Source organism: Persicobacter diffluens (genome assembly GCF_036244895.1).
GTDB classification, from domain to species: Bacteria; Bacteroidota; Bacteroidia; order Cytophagales; family Cyclobacteriaceae; genus Persicobacter; species Persicobacter diffluens.
This window is the reverse complement of sequence record NZ_BQKE01000001.1, coordinates 3,307,262-3,329,107: the sequence shown is the minus strand read 5'-3', so window position 1 is coordinate 3,329,107 and position 21,846 is coordinate 3,307,262. Positions and strand designations below refer to the sequence as shown.

The window sequence follows — 21,846 nt, the reverse complement described above, 5'->3', positions numbered from 1 at the left end:
TCTTGCTTCTTATTACTTACTCAGGTACAAATTTCGTTCCGAGTGAAGTTTCAAGAAGTAATCATCTAATAAATCGTCAATAAAGTAAATGGCCTCACCAGTTGATTTCATCTCAGGTCCTAATTCCTTATTTACATTCGGGAATTTGTTAAAAGAGAATACCGGCTCTTTAATAGCGTATCCTTCTTTTACCGGATTGAATTCAAAATCAGTTACTTTCGCGCCCAGCATCACTTTCGTTGCGTAATTCACGTAAGGTTCCTGATAAGCTTTACAGATAAATGGTACGGTACGGGATGCACGAGGGTTGGCTTCGATGACATAAACTACATCATTTTTTACAGCAAACTGAATATTGATCAATCCCTGAGTTTTCAAGGCGATCGCCAGTTTCTTGGTGTAGTTTTCAATGGTCTGGATGGCCAGGTCTCCTAAGTTGTATGGAGGTAGTACCGCATTGGAGTCCCCGGAGTGAATACCGGCAGGCTCAATGTGTTGCATAATACCAATGATGTGAACATTTTCACCATCACAAATCGCATCTGCTTCACATTCTACCGCGCCATCTAGGAAGTGATCCAACAGGACTTTATTTCCAGGAATGTCACGCAATACTTTCACTACGTGCTGCATCAACTCCTCCTCATTGATCACGATTTTCATTCCCTGGCCCCCTAATACATAGGATGGGCGAACCAAAGATGGGAATCCGATATCCTGAGCTACTTCCATCGCTTCGTCCGCAGTTTCTGCTGTGCCGAAACGAGGGTAAGGAATATCCAAATCTTTCAATAAGGTAGAGAAGCGACCGCGATCCTCGGCTAAGTCAAGGGCTTCGAAGGAAGTACCGATGATTTTGATGCCGTAGCTGGTTAATTTCTCAGCCAATTTAAGTGCTGTCTGTCCACCAAGCTGAACAATTACGCCTTCTGGTTTTTCGTGAAGGATGATGTCATAGATATGCTCCCAGAATACCGGCTCGAAGTATAATTTATCCGCAACGTCAAAGTCAGTAGAAACAGTCTCCGGGTTACAGTTGATCATGATGGTTTCATAACCGGCTTCTTTTGCGGCCAATACCCCATGCACACAGCAATAATCAAACTCAATACCCTGACCGATACGGTTCGGTCCGGCACCCAACACGACCACTTTTTTCTTGTCAGAAACGATTGATTCGTTTTCTTCGCCAAAAGTAGAGTAGTAATAAGGGGTTTGCGCTTCAAATTCCGCAGCACAGGTATCTACCACTTTGTAAACACGGTTGATGCCCAATTCACGACGGTGATTATGTACCTCAGATTCCTTACATCCGATCAAATGAGCGATCTGACGATCCGCATAACCCATTTTCTTGGCTTCCAACAATAGCTTTTTCGGCATATTGCTCAAATCGAATTTGGCCATTTCCTTTTCGATGGCAATCAATTCTTCAATCTGACGAAGGAACCAAGGATCAATCTTGGTTAGGGAACGGATAGTTTTAAATGGAATACCCAGTTTGTAAGCATCGTAAATGTGGAATAAACGATCCCAGCTTGGGTGCTCCAGGCTATAAAGCAATTCTTCCTGATTGGTGTTTTCTTTGCCATCAGCTCCTAAACCATTTCTCTTGATCTCAAGCGACTGGCAGGCTTTCTGAAGTGCTTCCTGGAAGTTCTGGCCAATACCCATTACCTCCCCAACTGCTTTCATCTGCAAGCCCAGTGATTTATCTGCTCCGTGGAATTTATCAAAATTCCAACGAGGAATTTTTACGATCACATAGTCCAAAGAAGGCTCGAAGAATGCGGAGGTAGTTTTGGTGATCTGGTTTTTCAACTCATCCAGGTTGTAGCCAATCGCCAATTTCGCTGCAATTTTGGCAATCGGATATCCTGTCGCTTTGGATGCCAATGCAGAGGAACGAGATACACGAGGGTTAATCTCAATAGCGATGATTTCATCATTTGCCGGATTTACAGAGAACTGTACGTTACATCCACCTGCAAATTGCCCGATACCATTCATCATTTTGATGGCCAAGTCACGCATTTCCTGATAAACGGTGTCAGGAAGGGTCATGGCTGGCGCTACAGTGATAGAGTCTCCTGTGTGAACCCCCATTGGGTCAAAGTTCTCAATAGAACAGATGATGATCACGTTACCGTTATTGTCACGCAATAACTCAAGCTCATACTCTTTCCATCCTAAGATAGACTGCTCTACCAATACTTCATGTACCGGAGAGGCATGCAAACCGCGGGTAAGCGCTTTGTCAAAATCTTCAGGCTTGTTTACAAAACCTCCTCCTGTACCTCCAAGGGTAAAGGAAGGACGGATTACCAAAGGAAAACCGATTTCTTGAGCAATTTCTTTTCCGTGAAGGAAAGAAGTTGCGGTTTCGCCCTTACACACGTTTACATCAAGTTCGTGCATCAACAGGCGGAACTTTTCACGGTCCTCAGTAGTCTCGATGGCGTCAATGTCCACCCCGATAATACGAACGCCGTACTTCTCCCAAATTCCGGCAGTCTGACAATCAATCGCAAGGTTCAATGCGGTCTGACCACCCATGGTAGGCAATACGGCGTCAATTTCGTGTTTTTCAAGGATCTCAACAATTGATTTTTTGTTGAGCGGCTTGAGGTAGACATTATCAGCGGTGACGGAATCCGTCATAATGGTCGCCGGGTTGGAGTTGATCAGGGTCACTTCAATGCCTTCTTCTCTTAAAGAGCGAGAGGCTTGCGATCCGGAGTAATCAAACTCACAGGCTTGTCCAATAATAATCGGCCCACTACCGATAATAAGTACGGATTTGATACTGGTGTCTTTTGGCATTCTTGACAGGAATTATTTTTTTCTTAGGATTTTAAGCATGTCCAAATTGGCACAAATGTAGGGTGTTCAGACTACATTTGAAAATTATGAGGCTATCATTTAATCAGGAATTTGTTTAATGTAGCCGGGAGTAGCGGATGATGGGTCTTTATTTAGGCTGGAACAGCTACTTTATCATACAAAATTTAATGAATTTCAAAAGGCCAATGGCAGGCCGGATTTTGATATCTACCCATCCAACTAAAGATTCCACTTATTGATTGCCGCTCTTTCAAAATTTGAATATAAAAAAACCGATGCCTGACCGGCATCGGTTAATAATATTTTAGTAAGCTTTGGCAAATAGAAATTTCTTGCCAGGCTTGCCTGTTATAATACATGGTCCTTCTTCGGAATCTTTCCAGTCCACCGGGAAGCAACGGGAAGAAGCTTTCGTTTCGTCCTGAATCTTATCCTCGGTTTCTTTGGTACCATCAAAGTAACAAGCGACAAAGCCACCTTTTTCTTCCAGCACTTGTTTGAACTCGTCATAGGAACTTACTTCCGTAATTCTTTCATCTCTGAAAGAAAGCGCTTTTTGGAAGATGTTTTCCTGAATTTCGTTCAATAGGTTTTCTACAGTATCTTCGATACCCGCCAATTCATAAGTCTGCTTTTCTTTCGTATCGCGACGAGCAACCTCAACAGTACCATTGGCTAAATCACGAGGACCCATGGCCAGACGAACCGGAACTCCTTTCAATTCCCATTCCGCAAATTTAAAGCCTGGCTTAAAGGTATCACGATCATCAAACTTCACGGAAATACCCTTTTTCAATAAAGCAGCTCTGATTTCTTTCACCTTGTCGGCAATGGCTTCTAATTCCTCTTCCTTTCTGTAAATAGGAACGATCACCACCTGGATCGGAGCCAACTTTGGAGGAAGTACCAGACCTTCGTCATCAGAGTGTGCCATAATCAAGGCGCCCATCAAACGGGTAGAAACACCCCAGGACGTTCCCCATACATGCTCCAGTTGGCCTTCTTTACTTTGGAACTTCACGTCAAAAGCTTTAGCGAAATTCTGTCCAAGGAAGTGAGAAGTGCCTGCCTGAAGTGCCTTGCCATCTTGCATTAAGGCCTCAATGGTATAAGTCTCCAAGGCGCCGGCAAATCTTTCGCTTTCGGATTTTACTCCTTTCACCACCGGAACCGCCATAAAGTCTTCCGCAAAACGAGCGTAAACTTCGTGCATTTGTTCTGCCTCTGCGATGGCCTCTCTTTTGGTGGCGTGAGCAGTGTGTCCCTCTTGCCATAAGAATTCAGAAGTTCTCAGGAAAAGACGGGTTCTCATTTCCCAACGCATTACGTTGGCCCACTGATTCACCAAAATAGGAAGGTCGCGGTAGGACTGAATCCAGTTTTTATAGGTAGACCAGATTACCGTTTCTGAAGTAGGGCGAACAATTAACTCTTCCTCCAGTTTGGCTGCAGGGTCAACCACTACACCGCTGCCATCCTCGGCATTTTTCAGTCGGTAATGCGTAACAACTGCACATTCTTTGGCAAAACCCTCTACGTGATCTGCCTCCTTACTCAAATAAGACTTGGGGATAAGCAAGGGGAAGTAGGCGTTGCTGTGTCCGGTGTCTTTGAACATTTTGTCCAATTCAGCTTGCATTTTTTCCCAGATGGCAAAACCATAGGGTTTTATCACCATGCAGCCACGAACAGCAGAATTTTCAGCCAGGTCGGCTTTCTTGACCAATTCGTTGTACCACAGCGAATAATCTTCGCTTCTTTTTGGTAATCCCTTACTCATCTTTTTGAATTATATTGAATTTTGGTATAAAAATTGCTATATTTTATGCGTAAAAGCGTTATAGCAGGGCAAATATAATAAATATTATTACAGTCGGGCCACCGGATTCGGCGTTATATTATTTATAAAATGCACGGTCTTAGCGTTTGTTGTTCCAAAACTAGCTTGCCATTACTGTAATCCATAAATTGACGACCATGAAAAAACTAGCAGCCATACTGACAATGGGCCTGGCTTTAGGAAGTCTGGGGGTTCTGCCTCAAACTGCCTCCGCCCAAGAAGTGGATGATATGTACTTCACTAAGCGTGATCGCGTTCAGCCAACTTACACTGCCGGTAAATCTTCTGGAGATAATTACGTTTCCTCGAGTGCCGCTGCGGTGAATAATAATCCGTCCTATTCCGGAGCGGGTTATACTTATGATGAATCCAATTATTCAGCGAAGACGGTTGATCCTGCATTGATCGAAAAATACAAAAACCCAACGGCTTATGCCGATACGGTTGAATACAATGGTAATCCCACTTATTCATCCGAATCGTATTTTCCAGCGGATTATCAATCCAGTCAGCCTGCCGTAGTACAGGATCAGGGGAATTATGCTTATAGCAATAATGGATTGAATGCCGTTCCACAGGGAAGCACCATTAATGTTTATGGCGGTTCAGCCTGGGGAATGCCTTATATGGGCATGGGTATGGGCTTTGGCTACGGAAATATGTATGGCCCGGGTTGGGGTTACCCAGGTATGGGCTGGTCAATGAGTATGCGTTACGGTGGTTGGTATGATCCATGGTACGATCCGTTTTACGGACCTGGCTGGGGATATCCGGGCTATGGCTGGGCCGGCGGAGGCTGGGGTTATCCCGGCTATTGGGGACGTCCCGGTTGGGGTTACCCAGGTTACGGATGGGGACGTCCGGGCTATTGTCCGCCTTATTATCCAGGTGGTGAGCATGCCAGAAGCAATGTTCGTTATACGCGCGGAGCAGCTAATGCCAGAAGTGTATCAGGAGGAACTTCCTCTTCATCTATCCGTCCGGGACGTGCGACCAGAGACAACAGCGCTGTTTCCAATAGAGCCGCTACTACTAATCGTTCCTCGAATATGAGAAGTACGGGGGCAAATAATCGTGCGGCTTCGGCTTCGGAAAGATATCGTTCCAATCGCGCGATGACTGGTGTTGATTCAAGAGGAAGAACCTCGCGTGCAGCCGCTGCTTCTTCAAATAATAGAGTAGCCGCTTACGAGAGAAACAGAAGTTCAGTGAACAGATCCACTTCTACCATTAATAATTCCCGTGTTCGTCCTTCGAACACCAATTATGTGGCGCCAGAGAGAAGCCGGGTAAGAAATCAGTCTACCCGCAGCACTAACTCAAGATCCTATATCAATAATAACAGAACGAATACGAATAATTCTTTCAATCGCTCCAATTCTAATACGAATAGAAGCAATTTCAATAACACGCAAAGAAGTTCATTCAGTTCTCCATCCAGAAGTAGTTTTAGTTCTCCTTCACGCAGTAGCGGTGGTGGAGGAAGTCGTTCTACCGGAGGCGGAGGCCGTTCAACAAGATTTTAATTCCAAATGGGGGCTGGTTTTAGCCCCTATTTTTTTCTATAGTAAATTGGGTGACATCCCTATCCATTCAACTTAAATTGACCTTTATCATGACCAGGTATTGTTTTGCATTTTTATGCTTGGTGACGTTTTTTCCATTGGAAATTTTTGCCCAAAGTTACGCTGATCGCGGCGTATTGATGTCACAGACGGAAGTGGTGGGTTCTGCCAGAATTCAGGCTTTAGGTGGGGCAGCGACCTCTCTGGGAGGAGATATGAGTGCTGCCTATTATAATCCGGCAGGACTGGGCTTCTTTAGAAAATCAGAATTTAGTGGAGGCTTTGCATTGAATGTGATCAATAATGATGCGGCTTATACCACCTACTCCTTTGAAAACGATAATTTCAGCACGACGAATTCCAGTGCCAATAATTCACATTTCCAGCTGTCCAATCTGGGCATCATTATTTCTAAAAAGAAAGATGATTTAGTTCCGGGAAAATGGCGGGGCGGTTCTTTTGGAATCACCTTTAACCGGTTGAACAACTTCGCCGGGACGGTGAGCTATGGCGGGAACAATAGCTCCAATGATATCAATGATTACTATTTGCAAATGGTCGACAGGGCCGGGATCACGGATATCAATGATTTATTTGATCAGCCTTCCATTATCGGAATGGCTGCGGATGTATATTTATTAGATGGATATGTGAATGAGTTTGGAGATCCTTACATTGATCGCTTGTTTCCGAATGATGTCCCGTCCTTGGATTATCCAGTAGCACAACGAGAAACCATCATTACCAGTGGTAACCAAAACACCTGGAATTTTGCTTATGGTGGCAATTATGATGATGTATTGTTTTTTGGATTGGGTGTTGGGGTAATTTCCGGAAATTATCGTCAGGAGCGATTCTATACAGAGGACTATGTGGAGTCTTTCCTTTTATCTCAGGAATTGAGAGAAATCTACGACTGGTCATCTACTGGATTGAATGCCAATTTTGGTTTGATTTTCAAGCCAATCCCAATATTGAATATCGGAGCTTCCATCACTACTCCAACTTATAATTGGGTAAGGGATCGTAGTGTTACAGGGCTTACCGCTCGCTATGATAATTATGAGTATTGTCCTGACTGTGGGGAGAATGGGGGCTCGGTGATTTTAGGGACGGAGACACCTCCTCTGGGAGATATTGGAACCCAGTCTAATTTTAATATTACTACTCCATGGCGAACCTCACTTGGAGCTTCCGTATTTTTGGGTAAGCGAGGATTCATTTCTGCAGATGCAGAGTATGTGGATTATACTGCCATGAATCTTTCCTCCAATGATTTCCCTACGGAGGGAGATAATAATTTAATTAGTAATAACCTGACTCAGGCGTGGAACTTCAGAGCGGGTGCAGAATTCAGGATCGCCTCCGCCTTTATGGTTCGAGTGGGAGCGAATTATCAGGGTGATCCTTATAAAAATGAGAATGGAGACAATCTGGCGGATTATTCCCGACTCTCCCTTACAGGTGGTTTGGGTTATCGTAGCAGTGATTTCTTTATTGACTTCGTATTGCTGCATCAGACGACTCAGCAGTTGTATTCCCCTTATACTTTAACGCCTGATGCGAATAATCCAGCCTTTGTGACGCCCTATGCCGTGGTGGATCAATCGAAGTGGAGAGGGCAGTTAAATGTTGGTTTCTACTTTTAAGGAATAAAAAAAAGACGAGTCATCAGGCTCGTCTTTTTTATTTATAATAAATTGAGTATTTCTTCCGGACTTAAGTTACCGCCCTTAATGCTGATTTGTGCTTTATTGTAATAGGGCAGGCGTTCCATTACTTTTCCTTCCAGCTCCCGCTCCAGTTCTTCCTGACTTTTTCCCTTCAATAGCGGTCGGTCATCAGTTCCATTGCCATGCAACCTTCGGAAAAGCTCCTCATAGGGGACATTTATAAAAATGGTTAATCCGGTCTCATTCATGAACTGCATGCCCTTGTGAAAACATGCCGTTCCTCCTCCTGTGGAGAGCAGGAAAGTATCGTTTTTCAGGCTGAAGTCCCGGAGTAAATTGGCCTCTGCTTCCCGGAAATAAGCTTCTCCTTTTTGGCTGAAGATGTCTTTAATCTCCATTTGTTCTTTTTCTTCTATGATCTGATCAAGGTCAAAAAAGGGAAGTCCTAGTTTTGCCGCAATAGGTTTTCCGAGGGTAGTTTTTCCGGAACCGGGCATGCCGACCAGAAATATTTTCTTATGCATAGGGGATGTGGCTGGTTAAAATATAGAAATCGCTGATTTTTGACCCGAATTATTCACCATTAAATTTAGTGGATCGCACTAAGTGGTTTATTTCATGTCAATAAAACTGTATTTGTGGATTTGTTGATAGCCCAAATTGGGGCGAGCTTGCTTTCTCCTCATTCATTGATTCCTCAGGAAAATTTGAAATAGGAAAATTCCTTCATTTTTCCCGACTTGCAGCTAAGTGAGGATTTTAGCATGTATCATCCGGCTTAATCAAAACGACCCCAATATAAAGTACAAAATGGGAAAAGAGAAGGCTTCGCCGATTATTGTGCTACCCGAGGGTCGAGTAAAGCATATAGTAGGTCGGTGATGATGTTGATCAACACAAAGCAGCTGGCAATGAAGATGGTAACGCCCATCACCACAGGGAAGTCTAGTTGTTGAACCGCATTCAAAGTGGCAAAGCCAATACCTTTCCAGTCAAAAATGTATTCAATAAAAAAAGCGCCGGCCATCAGGTTGGCTAGCCATCCGGACATGGCCGTAATGATAGGATTAAGGGCATTGGGAAGAATATGCCGGATCAGGATTTGGCGGTAGTAGCGTAATCCTTTCGCCCTGGCAGTCTTGATATAGTCTTGCTTCACGACTTCCAGTATAGCAGATTTCGTCATTTGACCGATTATCGCTAATGGTCGCAGCGATAAAGTAATGGCAGGCAGGATTAAATTTTTCAATACCAGGATTTCTTCTCCCGAAATGGGATCCCTCTCCCAAAGTTGGCCGGTAATATTGAGTCCGGTGTAGGGCGCGAGATAATAACCAAAGAACATGGCGACCAGAATAGCCAGTACATAGGTGGGTATGGATAGACTAAAAACGGAGAAAAGGTTGAGTATTCGATCTCCGATTTTTTTCGGGTGTAAACCGGCGAGTATGCCTAATAGAATCCCCATGAAAGCCGCAATGAGCATGGCGGCAAAAGCCAAAATCAGGGTGGGACTAATACTTGTAGTGATAATTTCTCCCACCGGACGGTTGTTCTGGAATGACCTCCTCAGGTAAGGGGCTTTCAGGGCTAAAACGTTTTTTTCTCCTGTATGGAACAGAGCCTGATAGTCATATTTAGCCTGAGCTTCAGGGGTGCCGGGGTGAATGCCGACCGGACTAAGATCATTCAGGTATTGGAAGAATTGTTCCGGCAGACTTTTATTCAGGCCGAGTTCTTCCTGAACCATTTCCACCGTTGCCACATCTGATCGTTGACCGCTGAGCATGGCTGCCGGATCTCCCGGTAAAGCATGAAAGAGGAGAAAGACGATGCAGATCACTCCCAAAATAATGGAGAGGCTGTAAAGCAATCGGTGGAAAAGGTATTTGAGCATATCAGCTATTGTTGATGAGTTCGAGGATATCCTCTTTTTCGGGCGTATCATTATAGTGCCACTTGCCCAGGATAGTTCCGTCTTTCATCAGTACGATTCCAGGATTGGATCGGATGATGGTTTTCAGTACAGTATCATCTCCAAAGAAAAAAGGAAAGTCCAGCTGATACTCATGGCGAACCGGATCCAATTGTTCAGTGGTGCTGGAAGTGAGCAGTAAGGGTTCTGCTTCTTCTCTCACCTCATCCACCAAAGCTTTAATATCTGCAAGAGCATGCAGATCACTTTCTTCTACTCTGTTGATGATGACCAATAATTTGGCGCCATCAAAAGTATAAGCGGTAAAATCTCCATCATCATTCCAGATGCTGTAGTCCAAAATTTTGGGTTGGGCTTCAGGGTTAAGCAGATCCATGGAAACAAATTTATAAGTCGTATCCGTTGGGTAGTTTTCAAAGACTTCCTTTCGGCCATTTTTTTCCATGGTGTAAGCATAGCGGAAAGGCTCCGAAGGCTGCATGTCCGTTGGGATATTGGCGCCTACTTTATAGGGGCGGAAGTCCACAAATGGTAAATGCTCGATCGCATAATAGGCCATGAAAAGACAGGCTACCGTGGATAAGGCTACAATAGCGCCTCTGGCTGGGACGGAGAGGATTTTGCCAATATCTTTGACGAAAATCAAATAGAAAATGAAGACTGCCAGTAGCATATCTTTACCAAAGCTTTGCCAAGGCGTAAACTTGATAGCATCTCCAAAGCATCCGCAATCGGTTACCTTGTTAAAATAGGCCGAATAGAAAGTCAGGAAGCCAAAAAAGACCACCATGGCTGCTAATAGCTTTAAGGTCAGTTTCTGTCTCCAGCCAATTAATAAGGCAATGCCCAGCACAATTTCAAAAGTGCTCAGGAATACGGAGAAGAAAAGACTAAAAGGTACCAAATACTCGAAAAGCGGGGTGAAGTCGGAAGAAAACACCTCGAAGTATTCGTGTAATTTGATGGCCGTGCCGTAGGGATCGTTGAGTTTAACGGCCCCTGAAATAATAAATATTACGGCGGTAAAATATTGGATGAGTCGATTAATCGCTTTCATCACCTCTTTCGATTAAGATTAAAAATTGGGTTTATTTTTGGCTTAGGCTTCCGCCTTCATGAGAATCATGCAGAACACACAGTAGTTGATAATGTCTTGATAGTTGGCATCAATTCCCTCCGAGATCAGGGTTTTGCCCTCATTGTCTTCAATTTGCTTCACGCGGTAAAGTTTCATCAGCACGATGTCCGTCATGGAGCTTACTCGCATATCTCTCCAGGCCTCATCGTAATCATGATTCTTATTGGCCAATAAGGCCATGGTTTCTTCTACTTTTTTATCGTAAATAGGTTCCAGCTCGGCATAAGGAATTTCCAGGCGATCGTCATCTCTCAGGTCCATCTGGATCAGGGCCATCACACAATAATTGATAATGCCGATAAATTCCCCACGAATATCATCATCCACCTTTTGGGTTCCCTTTTCCTGAATGGATCGAATGCGCTTGGCTTTAATAAAGATCTGGTCCGTGATGGAGCTAAGTCTCAAAATCCTCCAGGCGGTGCCATAATCTTGAGTTTTCTTGCCGAAAATGGCTTTGCAACTGCTTATAACTTCTTTATATTCGTTAGTTGTTGTATTATTCAAGGGAATAAAATTTAAATTCTTCAAATATCGCTTCAGTGGGGAAAGATACTTTTTTTTACAGAAAAAACACACTTACAGTAGGAGGACAATTACGATCAATTGATCGGCCGATGGTGATGGGCATTTTGAATGTCACGCCAGATTCCTTTTTTGATGGCGGAAAGCATGATGCAGCAGCTGATTTGCAAGCGCAGGTGATGAAATTGAAAAATGAAGGCGCCGACATTGTGGATGTTGGGGGCTATTCTTCCCGACCGGGCGCAGCAGAGGTCACCGAGGAGGAAGAAATCCAGCGAGTTTTAAAGGGAATAGCGGCCATCAAAAAAAATTGGCAGGAAGCGATAATCTCAGTGGATACTTTCAGAGCTTCGGTGGCTCGAAAAGGAGTGGAAGCGGGTGCGCATATGATCAATGATATTTCTGCGGGCCAGCTGGATGATCAGATGTTCCTCACCGTGGCAGACTTGCAGGTGCCTTATATCATGATGCATATGCGAGGGACTCCGGGAACGATGCAAAGCATGACCGATTATGAGAACCTGACTTTGGAGATGGTACATTACTTTGAATCTCGTCTGAAAAAGCTAAGAGATTTGGGTGTAAATGATGTGCTGATTGATCCGGGATTTGGTTTTGCCAAGACCCTGGAGCAAAATTATCAACTCCTGAATGAAATGGACAAACTGGCGTTGCTTCAATTACCTATATTGGTGGGGGTTTCCCGCAAATCCATGATCTATAAATTACTGGGAGGGAGTCCGGCGGAGGCGCTGAATGGTACCACGGTGTTGAATACCCTGGCCTTAACCAAAGGGGCGAATATATTGCGGGTTCATGATGTGAAGGAGGCCAAAGAATGTGTTGAACTTTTTGCAAAGATGCTTCAGCCATGATCAATCTTTTATGTATTTTTATAAATCATTACAACTAGCACTTCATTGTTATATCTTTTAGGATTTAAGATCGGATTTTTGGAAATCAGGCTGTGGGATATCGTGGATATTTCACTGGTGGCGGTACTGCTTTATCAGGTGTATAAACTGATGAAGGGAAGTATGGCCATGCGCGTGTTTTTGGGCTTCGTTTTCTTTTACGGATTTTATTTTTTGGTAAAATCCCTGCAAATGGAGTTGCTTTCCAACATCCTCTCTTACGTAATGAGTGGTGGTATCCTGGCGCTGATCATCCTTTTCCAGAATGAAATCCGGAAATTCCTGCTGATGGTCGCCAAATCCATGTCCGACTTCTGGCATCGGAACTCTAACCCTATTTTCCGTAGCTTTTATAAAAACCAGTCCAATGGGAAAAGTGGTACCTCCCCAAGCCTGAATGCGGTGGTGGAGGCCGCCCGAGAAATGAGTTTCTCCAATACTGGTGCGCTTATTGTATTATCCAAAAACTCTGAGTTGCGGATGATCGCCAGCTCCGGTGATTTACTGGATGCCAAGGTGTCTAAGCGAATTTTGATGTCCATCTTTTATAAAAACTCGCCATTGCATGATGGTGCAGTGATTATTCACGATGACCGGGTGGTGGCGGCAAGGTGTATTTTGCCGGTGTCGGAAAATTCGGATTTGCCCGCTCAGTTTGGTTTACGTCACCGCGCGGCCATCGGGATGACCGAAAGTTCCGACGTACTGGTAGTGGTGGTGTCGGAAGAAACCGGGCAGATTTCTCTGGTGAGGAATGGAGAAATTTCTCACAACCTTTCGGTACAGGAAATCAGAAGAAGGCTGAATGCTTATCTCTCTACTGAAAATAACCTGAGGGAAGAGATTAAGCAGGTGGAGAAGATCATCAAGAAGGAGTTGGAAGAAGTAGAGAAAGAGGAAAAAGAGAAAAAAGAAGGCAGTACATCATGAGATATAAAAAGCCCTACGAGCCAGGTTTGAGAAGAAAGAAAGATACCAGCTCGGTAAACGAAAGCTTTGCAGAATATTTGAAGGAGTTCCGACTGAAAGATAAATATCAGGCCACGCAGGTGGTGAGCTCCTGGCCGGAGTTAATGGGGCAGGCCATCAATAGCCGAACCGATAAAATTTTCCTGAATGAGGGCATTTTGTATGTGAAGCTGAACTCCTCCGCCATGAGGCAAGAGTTGGCTATCGCCAAGCAGCGTGTACTGGAGATTCTTTGGGAACGATTCCCTAAAGAAATTGTATACGATGTACGCTTTATGTAAACTTTGTATGAATTAACCCGAATTATTCGCCGCTAAATTCAAATAAGCGCAAGTGGCTTATAATCAGCTAAAAACGAGTCATTATCTTAGGCTTAAAATAGCCCAAATTTGGGCAAGCTTGCTTTCTCCTCATTCATCTGTTTCGTCGGAAAAAACTCAAATTAGAAAGCTATTCCTTCATTTTTCCCGCCTTACAGCTAAACGAGGATATAAGCAGGAATAATCCTGTTTAAGGAGTTCTCAAATATACGGGCCCCATAAAAAAAGCCTCTTTCAGTTGAGAAAGAGGCTTTTGTGCGTTAAGAAATAGACTTACTTCTTAACAGGTTCCTTTTTCGAGTTCTCCAGGGAAATGGCAGATTTCTCAAACTTAATTTTGGTTCCACGGTCTACATCCAATACGACAGTATTACCGGAAATCTCCGATACTTTACCATGCATGCCACCGATGGTCACCACTTCGTCTCCTTTTTTGATGTCGTCCATAAATTTCTGCTGATCCTTCTGCTTCTTTTGCTGCGGACGGATCATGAAGAAATAAAATACGAAACCAATAGCGGCGAACATTAAAATCTGAGGAAGCATTTGCTCCATATTTCCCGCCTGGAAAAATAATAAATCCAACATCTCTAATATATTGCTAAATAAAAATTACTGCTTAACCGGTCCGGCTGTTTCCAGTTTCTTAGGCGTAACATTAGCTTTAATCGTGATCACGGTAAGCTCAGGATTGGTGTTTCCATAAATGCTTACGCGCTTGCTCTGCTTGTTAGGCTTGCCTTTACTGTTGAATTTTACGTGAATTTGTGCTGTTTCTCCAACGCCAACTGGTTCATGTGGCCATTCAGGTACAGTACATCCACAACTACCTTTTGCTTTGCTGATCACAAGCGGTGTTTCGCCTACGTTTTTGAACTCAAAGGTGTGCTCCACTACATCTCCTTCGTTAATGGTACCAAAATCGAATTCGGTTTCGGTGAATTCCATTTTGGCGAAAGCAGTAGGTGCTGCTTCAGAAGTGGTTTTTGCTGCATCCACTGCAGTTTCTGCAACCGCAGTTACGGTGCTTTCCGCACTTTCTTTTTTCTCGTCACAAGCTGCTACTGCTACAGTAAGGGTAGCCAGCGCCAGTGCGTTCAAAAATAACTTTCTCATGGTTAAATATAGATAGGTTTAGTTTTGGCCGCTTTTGATTTGGCTGATCAAGTCGTCTACGTCTCCCAAAAGTTTTTCGGCCTTTTCCTTGGCGTCATCAATGACTTTCTTTCCTTCGGCCTTGGCCTCAGAATCAGGAATTGCTTCTACTTCTTTAATATACTCATTGATCAGGTCCTGCAGCTTCTCTTTGTATTTCTCGAGTTGGTAGGACAATTTATCACGCGTGCTTTCCCCTTTGTCAGGGGCGTAAAGAACTCCCAGGATGGTACCCGCTGCAGCTCCTGCAAGGAATGCTAATAGACTATTGGTGCTTTTGCTCATATCTGAAAACGATTATCTGTTTGACCCAATTTAGATTTAATTGCTAAAAAAAGAAAAAATGTGCATAATCAAATGGAATTTTACAATGAATTCCGATTATGCACATCTCATTGGAGCCCGCGGACTCTATTTTCAGTACGGTTAATAGGGCAATTTCGTTGATTGCCCTATTCGTTATTATTTGTTGTCAATCAAACCACGACCGGATTTACGGATCGTGCCATCATGTCCAAGAGAAATGGCCAACACATCCAAAATACCGTTCACGAATTTCTTCGATTTTAGTGTAGAATAGTTTTTCGCTAATTCTACCGCTTCGTTGATCGTTACCTTTACCGGAATGGATGGGAAGTTGATCATTTCGGCTAAAGCCATCTTCAGGATCAACATATCCATTACGTTAATACGATCCTTATCCCAGTTTTGTGCACGATTAGAGATCAGGTCTACATAATCATTCTCATTCTCTACCACTTTCAGAAATAAGTCATTGAAGAAACGCTTATCCTCTTCCCAGTTCATGGATAGTTCAGAGATGATCAGCTTATCGGTGATGTCATTCACAGACTTGATGGTCTTCAATACCATGGAACGCAATACCGAACGGTTTTCACTGAACTGCAAATCCTGCTCCTCGAAGTAAGAAACCATTACCGGATGCTTGAACAACATATTTTTTACAAAATACATCAACCACTCTTTATGCTCCTCGAAGGTAGGATTTTCCTTGCGGGTATATTCACGGTATTCGGGATCTTTTTTGATCAGCTTTCTGTACCAGTCACGGGCTTGTACCTCCATGGCATCATCAATGCCGGCACCCAGACGCTGCGATCTGAAGTTAATGTCTTCATTTTCGCGGATCATGGTCACAATCGGGTTGTGGTAGAAGTTCATGGCCGCTTTAGAAGTGACTTCCCCCACTCTGCTGCGGTTGATGTTCATTTCTTCCACTTCTTCCTTCACTAAATCGCCGAAAGCTACAATCAGCTCCAACAAATGAATGTAAGTGCGGGAAACATTTTCAGCCTCATCCAGCATCCCCTGACGGTAATGCTTCAGGTCGGCCTGGTTTTCTACATTATAAAGCTTAATAGCCTCTTTTACCGCTTCGATAATTTCAGGCGTCACATCCTCCTTGGCGTTAATCACCGGAGCATTGTACTGCGTTCTGAAAATTTTCTTAGCAATTCGCGCTTTGCCTCTCAATTCTGTAGGATCCTGTGGCTCCATGGAGTTCAGGTCCGGGGCAAATGTCTCGTCTATTAAAGATTGAGCTAAACCAAAGTTGGCTCTTTTAGACTGATGCAAGCCGTAAAGCGCCTGCAATGTTTTTATACGGAGAGATCTTCTATTAAGCATCTACTATAAAGAACGTTTTCTAATTCAACATGCCTTTGCATTGATCGGTGGTTTCACCGAATTGCAAAACTACAAAACAAAAACAGTTCCAAAAAAAAATTCGGGACGATGCCCGAATTTATTTTATATTTTTTGTTCCAAACGTATCTCAAAAAGAGAATTTATTATCTGATTACAATACGCTCTTGATCTTGGCCACCTGATCAATACGCTTTTGAGCTGCTGCCATGGCTGCTTCCTGAGGAGTGATACCTTGTTTTTGGGCTTCCTCCAGAATTTCCAGACAGGTATCGTAGATGCGCTCGGTCATGGCCATAGCGCGGTCTCGGTTGTAATCGGTAAAATGATCCAGGCATACGTGAATTACCCCACCGGCATTAATCAGGAAGTCCGGCGCATATACAATGCCCTTTTCTACCAAAATTTTCCCGTGCTTGATTTCATCCTTCAGCTGGTTGTTGGCCGCTCCGGCAATGATTTTGCACTTCAGGCGGTCGATGGTATCATCATTAATGGTAGCCCCTAATGCACATGGAGAGTAAATGTCTACATCCAGATCATAAATCTCTTCCATGCCAACTACATGTGCGCCATTTTCAGCCGCTACTTGTGCAGCGCGGTCTTCGAAAAGATCACAGATATACACCGTAGCCCCTTCTTTGGTCAGATACTCTACCAGGGTAGAGCCCACGCTTCCGGCGCCTTGCACGGCAATGCGCTTGCCCGCCAAAGTGTCAGAGCCGAAGGTATGCTTGGCTGCAGCTTTCATTCCCACATAAGTTCCGTAGGCAGTTACAGGAGAAGGGTTACCTGCTCCGCCCATGGTCGGTGCCAGTCCGCAAACATGATTGGTTTCGTAGGAAATGTATTCCATATCACGATCCCCCATGTTTACATCCTCTGCAGTTACATATTTACCGCCCAGGCTGTTTACAAACTTTCCAAAACGACGAAGCAATGCCTCATTCTTTACCTTTTTCGGATCACCAATGATCACGGCCTTACCGCCGCCGATATTCAAACCGGCCAATGCGTTTTTGTAAGTCATTCCACGGGACAGGCGAAGGACGTCTTCCAATGCATCCTCATCAGAAGCATAATCCCACATACGGGTTCCGCCAAGTGCGGGTCCCAAAACGGTATTATGAATTCCAATGATGGCTTTTAGTCCGGTAGCCTCATCGTGGCAAAAAACGACCTGCTCGTGGCCCATGCGCTGCACTTGCGTAAAAATTGAATTTTCCGTCACAGCTTTCATTTCGTTTACATCAGCCATATGACAAATGATTGTAGTTTAGTTATCTTTGTATGATGGGTGATTGTCCAATTGCGTATTTTTCAATGCCCATAACGTAAACTTAATTTTAATTTACGTTTATTTCAAAGAATATTGGCAATAAGCTAAAAACGCTAAAAAACCTTCGTGAAAGACCTTCAATACCTTAATCGATACCTCCTTAAGTATAAATATTACCTGATTCTGGGTTTATTATTTATCGCTATTTCTAACTTTTTTGTAATCATCCCTGGTCAACTGGTCAGAAATGCGCTCGATCTGGTGATGGATAACATCTCCCTGTACCGCATGATGGAAGGCCTGCCGGAGATGGCGGAAGATTTCGGCGATGTGATTAATTCTTCTGTGATTGTTTATGGCGTGAGCATTTTGGTCATGGCCTTGTTGCGCGGATTTTTCCTTTTTATGGTACGCCAAACCATAATCGCCATGTCACGGCATATTGAGTTTGACCTGAAGAATGAAATTTATGCGCACTATCAGTCATTGCCTACTTCCTTTTACCGTCGGAACAATACCGGTGATCTGATGGCCCGTATTTCTGAGGATGTGAGTAAGGTAAGAATGTATCTCGGTCCCGCGATTATGTATGGACTGAATATGGTGGTGCTATTCCTGATGCTGATCCCCTATATGTTCAGCATTAATGCAAAGCTGACGCTTTACGCTTTATTGCCCCTGCCGGTACTTTCTCTGAGTATTTATTTTGTCAACAATATTATCAACCGGCGCTCCGAAGAAATTCAGCGGAGCCTTTCAGACTTGTCCACCTTTGTGCAGGAGGCTTTTTCCGGTATTCGGGTGATCAAATCTTTTTCCCGGGAAGAGGATTCCAGTAAGAATTTGCGTGAGCAGTCTAAAGTTTATCGCGATCGTTCCCTGGGACTGACGAAGGTGCAGGCTTTATTCTTTCCACTGATCTTGAGTTTAATTGGTTTAAGTACCATCCTGACCATTTTCGTAGGGGGCTCTGAGGTGCTGAAAGGTCAATTGAGCTTTGGGAATATCGCAGAATTTGTATTGTATGTGCAATTGCTGACCTGGCCTGTGACTTCTTTGGGTTGGATCACCTCTATTATCCAGCGGGCAGCTGCTTCCCAGAAAAGGATTAATGAATTCCTGTTTACGAAGAATAATATCACTTCGGAAAAAGAAATTACGCCAGAGGTCACTGGTAGTATCAAGTTTGATAACGTTTCTTTCACCTATGAAGATTCCGGTATTCAGGCCCTGAAAAAGGTGGACTTCGAAATTGCGGCCGGAGAGTCTGTCGCTATTATCGGTGGGACGGGTTGCGGAAAGAGTACGCTGGCGAATTTGATTTGCCGCCTGTTCGATGTTACCGAAGGATCCATTCTGATGGATGGTCACGATGTACGTGATTTTAAAATTGACTATCTGCGTGGGCAAATTGGCTATGTGCCGCAGGATGTCTTCCTTTTTTCCGATTCCATCCGGAATAATATTGCCTTTGGCAGTAATGATGTCTCCGAGGAGGAGATGCTTGCCGCCAGTCGTCAGGCAGATTTGCATGAAAATATTTCCCGTTTTGAAAATGGTTATGAAACGGTATTGGGAGAGCGGGGAATTACTCTCTCCGGTGGGCAAAAACAACGCGTTTCTATCGCCAGGGCGATCGTCCGCAATCCTAAGGTGCTGATTCTCGATGACTCCCTTTCGGCAGTGGATACCAAGACCGAAAATGCTATTTTGAATGCCCTGAAGGAGGTGATGGCTAATAAAACTTCCATCATCATCTCTCACCGTATTTCTTCGGCCAAGTTGGCGGATAAAATCCTCGTGCTGAATGATGGGCAGATTGAAGAGCAGGGGACCCATGAGGAGTTGTTGGAAAAGGGTGGTGCTTATAAAGAGCTTTACCTGAAGCAACTGCAAGGGGAGGAGATGGCTTAGGTTATTATTAACACTATCGGATCTGTTTTAATCGTTTCGCTTGGGGCAGATCTAAACTTGGGTGAAGTGGTGAATCATATTCAAGTGGGGGAAAAACTATAAAGCATATACTTTTCTAAACCACTTCGCCCGTTTTTCCTTTTATCATTACCAATTCATGGGAAAGTATTCCCGTTTTGGGAGAATCACAGCTAGTTCATTTTTCTATTTCACCATTTCAGCGGTCGGACTTACATTTTTGAACTTTATTATCGCCTATTACTTTCACATTCCTTCCGTTTCTCTTGCTGGAGGAATAATTTTCAAAAGTCAAGGCCTATTTCCGGAAAGCCATCACCTTTCTTCATTCCCCAATTTCCTGCTTTGATTTGTTTTCAGTGACCATAACCAAAGTTTTTTTATCGTTAGGGGCGGCCACTCGCCCAGGCTCATGGCGGGCTGGCGGCAGTCGCTATTTTGGCGGAAAATTCCGTAAAAACTTCCCAGGCTTGGGCTTGCCAAAATGAGCTTCACAATTGCCTTCATCCCTCCGCCATCCCTTCTTCGATCATCTTTTTTGGGGAGTGGAGGAGTTCGTGTTTGAACCAGCATCTTTCAAAAAAATGGGCATAAAAAAGCCTGCCGCGATCTCCACAACAGGCTTTCATTATATCTTTTTACTTAATGCAGTGCGCTGAATTACTTCTTACGGAAATAGACCTGAATCGGTACTCCCTCAAATCCGAAGTGTGCTCTCAATTTGTTCTCAATGAATCGACGGTATGGATCCTTGATGTACTGCGGCAGGTTACAGAAGAACGCAAAGGATGGCGTCTTGGTCGGTAACTGCGTAATGTACTTGATGCGAATGTATTTACCTTTCGTTGCTGGAGGAGGGAAAGCTCCGATTTCATCCAACATGATATCATTCAACTGAGAAGTCGGAATGCGGTGCGTCATGTTGTTGTAAACACCTACCGCTGTTTCGATGGCTTTATGTACGCGCTGCTTGTTCAATACGGAAGTATAAACAATCGGCACATAACTCAACGGCCCCAGTTTCTCCTGAATGTTTTTAGTGAAACGTTCTGCCGTTTTGTGGTCTTTGGTGACCAAATCCCACTTGTTCACCATGATGATCAAACCTTTTTTATAGCGGGCGGCCAAAGAAACGATGTTCATGTCCTGAGACTCGAAGCCACGGCTGGCATCAATCATCAAAATACAAACGTCAGAGTCCTGCAAGGCCTGAATCGAACGCATTACGGAATAAAACTCAATCTTTTCCTTCACCTTCGTACGCTTTCTGATACCAGCAGTATCTGTCAGGATAAATTCCTGCCCGAAAGCATTGTAGTGTGAGTTGATACTGTCCCGCGTAGTACCCGCTAGGTCCGTTACAATGTTTCTTTCCTCACCCAAAAGCAAGTTTACAAAAGAAGACTTACCCGCATTCGGTCTACCCAAAACGGCAATTCTTGGAATGCCCTCATAAGGGTTCTCCTCATCACTTTGTGGTAGTAACTCTACCACTTTATCTAATAATTCACCCGTTCCGGAACCATTGTTCGCTGAAACAGGGAATACATCTTCAATACCTAATCCATAGAATTCGTGGTACATCATCTGCAGTTCTGAATTGTCCGTTTTGTTGGCTACTACCAATACCGGCTTATTCGTACTACGCAAAATACGCGCGAAATCCTTATCAAGATCAGTCATACCTGTTTTGGTATCCACCATAAATAGAATGACAGAGGCTTCATCCAAAGCAATTTTTACCTGATCCCGAATAGCACCCTCGAAAATATCCTCCGATCCCACTACATATCCACCGGTATCTACCACGGTGAAGTGTTTGCCTGTCCACTCTGATAATCCATAATGACGATCACGGGTTACCCCGGCCTCATCATCCATAATCGCCTGCTTTCTTTCAATCAGACGGTTAAAAAGGGTGGATTTCCCTACGTTAGGTCGTCCAACAATCGCTACTATATTTGCCATGTTTTCTTTTTTGCTAAATCATCGCCCCGCTTGGGCGTTTAGTCAGGAGCATACGTTCATGCCCGAAATAATTAAACTCTACTCAAGCAAGAAAAAGACCAATACGGTCAAAAATTTCCTTAA

General features: G+C 43.9%; 18 protein-coding genes. 6 read left to right on the top strand and 12 right to left on the bottom strand.

Annotated elements, in window-relative coordinates:
* Nucleotides 1-12: 12 nt before the first annotated feature.
* Together carB and proS are read right to left on the bottom strand one after the other, a co-directional pair.
* Nucleotides 13-2,823: a carbamoyl-phosphate synthase large subunit gene (gene carB / locus AAA970_RS13700; RefSeq protein WP_053406644.1), complete on the bottom strand. Its 2,811-nt coding sequence runs from the start codon at nucleotides 2,821-2,823 to the stop codon at nucleotides 13-15.
* 325 nt (nucleotides 2,824-3,148) lie between these two features.
* Nucleotides 3,149-4,624 (bottom strand): proline--tRNA ligase, encoded by a 1,476-nt coding sequence (proS, locus tag AAA970_RS13695; RefSeq protein WP_053406645.1) that lies wholly within the window; start codon nucleotides 4,622-4,624, stop codon nucleotides 3,149-3,151.
* Between the two features lie 197 nt (nucleotides 4,625-4,821).
* Here proS and AAA970_RS13690 point away from each other — a divergent pair, with 197 nt between their 5' ends.
* Together AAA970_RS13690 and AAA970_RS13685 are read left to right on the top strand one after the other, a co-directional pair.
* Nucleotides 4,822-6,210 (top strand): hypothetical protein, encoded by a 1,389-nt coding sequence (locus tag AAA970_RS13690; protein WP_338237516.1) that lies wholly within the window; start codon nucleotides 4,822-4,824, stop codon nucleotides 6,208-6,210.
* Nucleotides 6,211-6,299: 89 nt separating this feature from the next.
* Nucleotides 6,300-7,898: an OmpP1/FadL family transporter gene (locus tag AAA970_RS13685; protein WP_338237515.1), complete on the top strand. Its 1,599-nt coding sequence runs from the start codon at nucleotides 6,300-6,302 to the stop codon at nucleotides 7,896-7,898.
* 41 nt (nucleotides 7,899-7,939) lie between these two features.
* Here the strand turns inward: AAA970_RS13685 and AAA970_RS13680 are convergent, their stop codons facing one another.
* From AAA970_RS13680 to AAA970_RS13665, 4 genes are all read right to left on the bottom strand, one after another.
* Nucleotides 7,940-8,446, bottom strand: coding sequence for a shikimate kinase (locus AAA970_RS13680; protein ID WP_338237514.1), 507 nt, complete (start codon nucleotides 8,444-8,446; stop codon nucleotides 7,940-7,942).
* A gap of 311 nt (nucleotides 8,447-8,757) precedes the next feature.
* A complete protein-coding gene (locus AAA970_RS13675; protein WP_060684811.1) occupies nucleotides 8,758-9,819 on the bottom strand; it encodes an ABC transporter permease subunit in 1,062 nt (353 codons plus the stop codon).
* A 1-nt stretch (nucleotide 9,820) separates the two neighbouring features.
* The gene (locus tag AAA970_RS13670) at nucleotides 9,821-10,915 is read right to left on the bottom strand and encodes a BT_3928 family protein (protein ID WP_338237513.1); all 1,095 of its coding nucleotides are present in this window, start codon (nucleotides 10,913-10,915) and stop codon (nucleotides 9,821-9,823) included.
* A gap of 42 nt (nucleotides 10,916-10,957) precedes the next feature.
* Complete coding sequence (locus AAA970_RS13665) at nucleotides 10,958-11,503, bottom strand: DUF1599 domain-containing protein (protein ID WP_338237512.1); 546 nt, start codon at nucleotides 11,501-11,503, stop codon at nucleotides 10,958-10,960.
* A 35-nt stretch (nucleotides 11,504-11,538) separates the two neighbouring features.
* On the opposite strand from AAA970_RS13665, the gene folP reads away from it, so the two are divergent.
* The 3 genes from folP to AAA970_RS13650 are packed head-to-tail and all read left to right on the top strand — an operon-like array spanning nucleotide 11,539 to nucleotide 13,685.
* Complete coding sequence (gene folP / locus AAA970_RS13660) at nucleotides 11,539-12,396, top strand: dihydropteroate synthase (RefSeq protein ID WP_338237511.1); 858 nt, start codon at nucleotides 11,539-11,541, stop codon at nucleotides 12,394-12,396.
* A 45-nt stretch (nucleotides 12,397-12,441) separates the two neighbouring features.
* Nucleotides 12,442-13,365, top strand: a complete 924-nt coding sequence (cdaA, locus tag AAA970_RS13655; RefSeq protein ID WP_060684809.1) for a diadenylate cyclase CdaA — start codon at nucleotides 12,442-12,444, stop codon at nucleotides 13,363-13,365.
* On the top strand, nucleotides 13,362-13,685 hold the full coding sequence (locus tag AAA970_RS13650; RefSeq protein ID WP_338237510.1) for a DciA family protein: 324 nt from the start codon (nucleotides 13,362-13,364) through the stop codon (nucleotides 13,683-13,685). The genes cdaA and AAA970_RS13650 overlap by 4 nt, the downstream gene beginning before the upstream one ends.
* Before the next feature lie 312 nt (nucleotides 13,686-13,997).
* On the opposite strand, the gene yajC is transcribed toward AAA970_RS13650, so the two are convergent.
* The 5 genes from yajC to AAA970_RS13625 all read right to left on the bottom strand — a co-directional run bounded on the left by yajC (nucleotide 13,998) and on the right by AAA970_RS13625 (nucleotide 17,802).
* A complete protein-coding gene (gene yajC, locus AAA970_RS13645; RefSeq protein WP_053406654.1) occupies nucleotides 13,998-14,312 on the bottom strand; it encodes a preprotein translocase subunit YajC in 315 nt (104 codons plus the stop codon).
* 24 nt (nucleotides 14,313-14,336) lie between these two features.
* Entirely contained in the window at nucleotides 14,337-14,840 is a 504-nt protein-coding gene (locus tag AAA970_RS13640) for a DUF1573 domain-containing protein (protein ID WP_338237509.1), read from the bottom strand.
* Nucleotides 14,841-14,858: 18 nt separating this feature from the next.
* Nucleotides 14,859-15,164, bottom strand: coding sequence for a YtxH domain-containing protein (locus AAA970_RS13635; protein ID WP_060684806.1), 306 nt, complete (start codon nucleotides 15,162-15,164; stop codon nucleotides 14,859-14,861).
* Nucleotides 15,165-15,341: 177 nt separating this feature from the next.
* Nucleotides 15,342-16,526 (bottom strand): transcription antitermination factor NusB, encoded by a 1,185-nt coding sequence (nusB, locus tag AAA970_RS13630; protein WP_338237508.1) that lies wholly within the window; start codon nucleotides 16,524-16,526, stop codon nucleotides 15,342-15,344.
* 172 nt (nucleotides 16,527-16,698) lie between these two features.
* Nucleotides 16,699-17,802: a Glu/Leu/Phe/Val dehydrogenase dimerization domain-containing protein gene (locus tag AAA970_RS13625; RefSeq protein ID WP_338237507.1), complete on the bottom strand. Its 1,104-nt coding sequence runs from the start codon at nucleotides 17,800-17,802 to the stop codon at nucleotides 16,699-16,701.
* A 147-nt stretch (nucleotides 17,803-17,949) separates the two neighbouring features.
* On the opposite strand from AAA970_RS13625, the gene AAA970_RS13620 reads away from it, so the two are divergent.
* A complete protein-coding gene (locus tag AAA970_RS13620) occupies nucleotides 17,950-19,737 on the top strand; it encodes an ABC transporter ATP-binding protein (protein WP_338237506.1) in 1,788 nt (595 codons plus the stop codon).
* A gap of 678 nt (nucleotides 19,738-20,415) precedes the next feature.
* Here the strand turns inward: AAA970_RS13620 and der are convergent.
* A complete protein-coding gene (gene der / locus AAA970_RS13615) occupies nucleotides 20,416-21,723 on the bottom strand; it encodes a ribosome biogenesis GTPase Der (RefSeq protein WP_053406662.1) in 1,308 nt (435 codons plus the stop codon).
* Nucleotides 21,724-21,846: the final 123 nt, after the last annotated feature.

Bases quoted from the DNA above. Each gene is read 5' to 3' on its own strand.
- carB (WP_053406644.1), bottom strand. From the start codon at position 2,823: ATGCCAAAAGACACCAGTATCAAATCCGTACTTATTATCGGTAGTGGG.
- proS (WP_053406645.1), bottom strand. From the start codon at position 4,624: ATGAGTAAGGGATTACCAAAAAGAAGCGAAGATTATTCGCTGTGGTAC.
- AAA970_RS13690 (WP_338237516.1), top strand. From the start codon at position 4,822: ATGAAAAAACTAGCAGCCATACTGACAATGGGCCTGGCTTTAGGAAGT.
- AAA970_RS13685 (WP_338237515.1), top strand. From the start codon at position 6,300: ATGACCAGGTATTGTTTTGCATTTTTATGCTTGGTGACGTTTTTTCCA.
- AAA970_RS13680 (WP_338237514.1), bottom strand. From the start codon at position 8,446: ATGCATAAGAAAATATTTCTGGTCGGCATGCCCGGTTCCGGAAAAACT.
- AAA970_RS13675 (WP_060684811.1), bottom strand. From the start codon at position 9,819: ATGCTCAAATACCTTTTCCACCGATTGCTTTACAGCCTCTCCATTATT.
- AAA970_RS13670 (WP_338237513.1), bottom strand. From the start codon at position 10,915: ATGAAAGCGATTAATCGACTCATCCAATATTTTACCGCCGTAATATTT.
- AAA970_RS13650 (WP_338237510.1), top strand. From the start codon at position 13,362: ATGAGATATAAAAAGCCCTACGAGCCAGGTTTGAGAAGAAAGAAAGAT.
- yajC (WP_053406654.1), bottom strand. From the start codon at position 14,312: ATGTTGGATTTATTATTTTTCCAGGCGGGAAATATGGAGCAAATGCTT.
- AAA970_RS13640 (WP_338237509.1), bottom strand. From the start codon at position 14,840: ATGAGAAAGTTATTTTTGAACGCACTGGCGCTGGCTACCCTTACTGTA.
- AAA970_RS13635 (WP_060684806.1), bottom strand. From the start codon at position 15,164: ATGAGCAAAAGCACCAATAGTCTATTAGCATTCCTTGCAGGAGCTGCA.
- nusB (WP_338237508.1), bottom strand. From the start codon at position 16,526: ATGCTTAATAGAAGATCTCTCCGTATAAAAACATTGCAGGCGCTTTAC.
- AAA970_RS13625 (WP_338237507.1), bottom strand. From the start codon at position 17,802: ATGGCTGATGTAAACGAAATGAAAGCTGTGACGGAAAATTCAATTTTT.
- der (WP_053406662.1), bottom strand. From the start codon at position 21,723: ATGGCAAATATAGTAGCGATTGTTGGACGACCTAACGTAGGGAAATCC.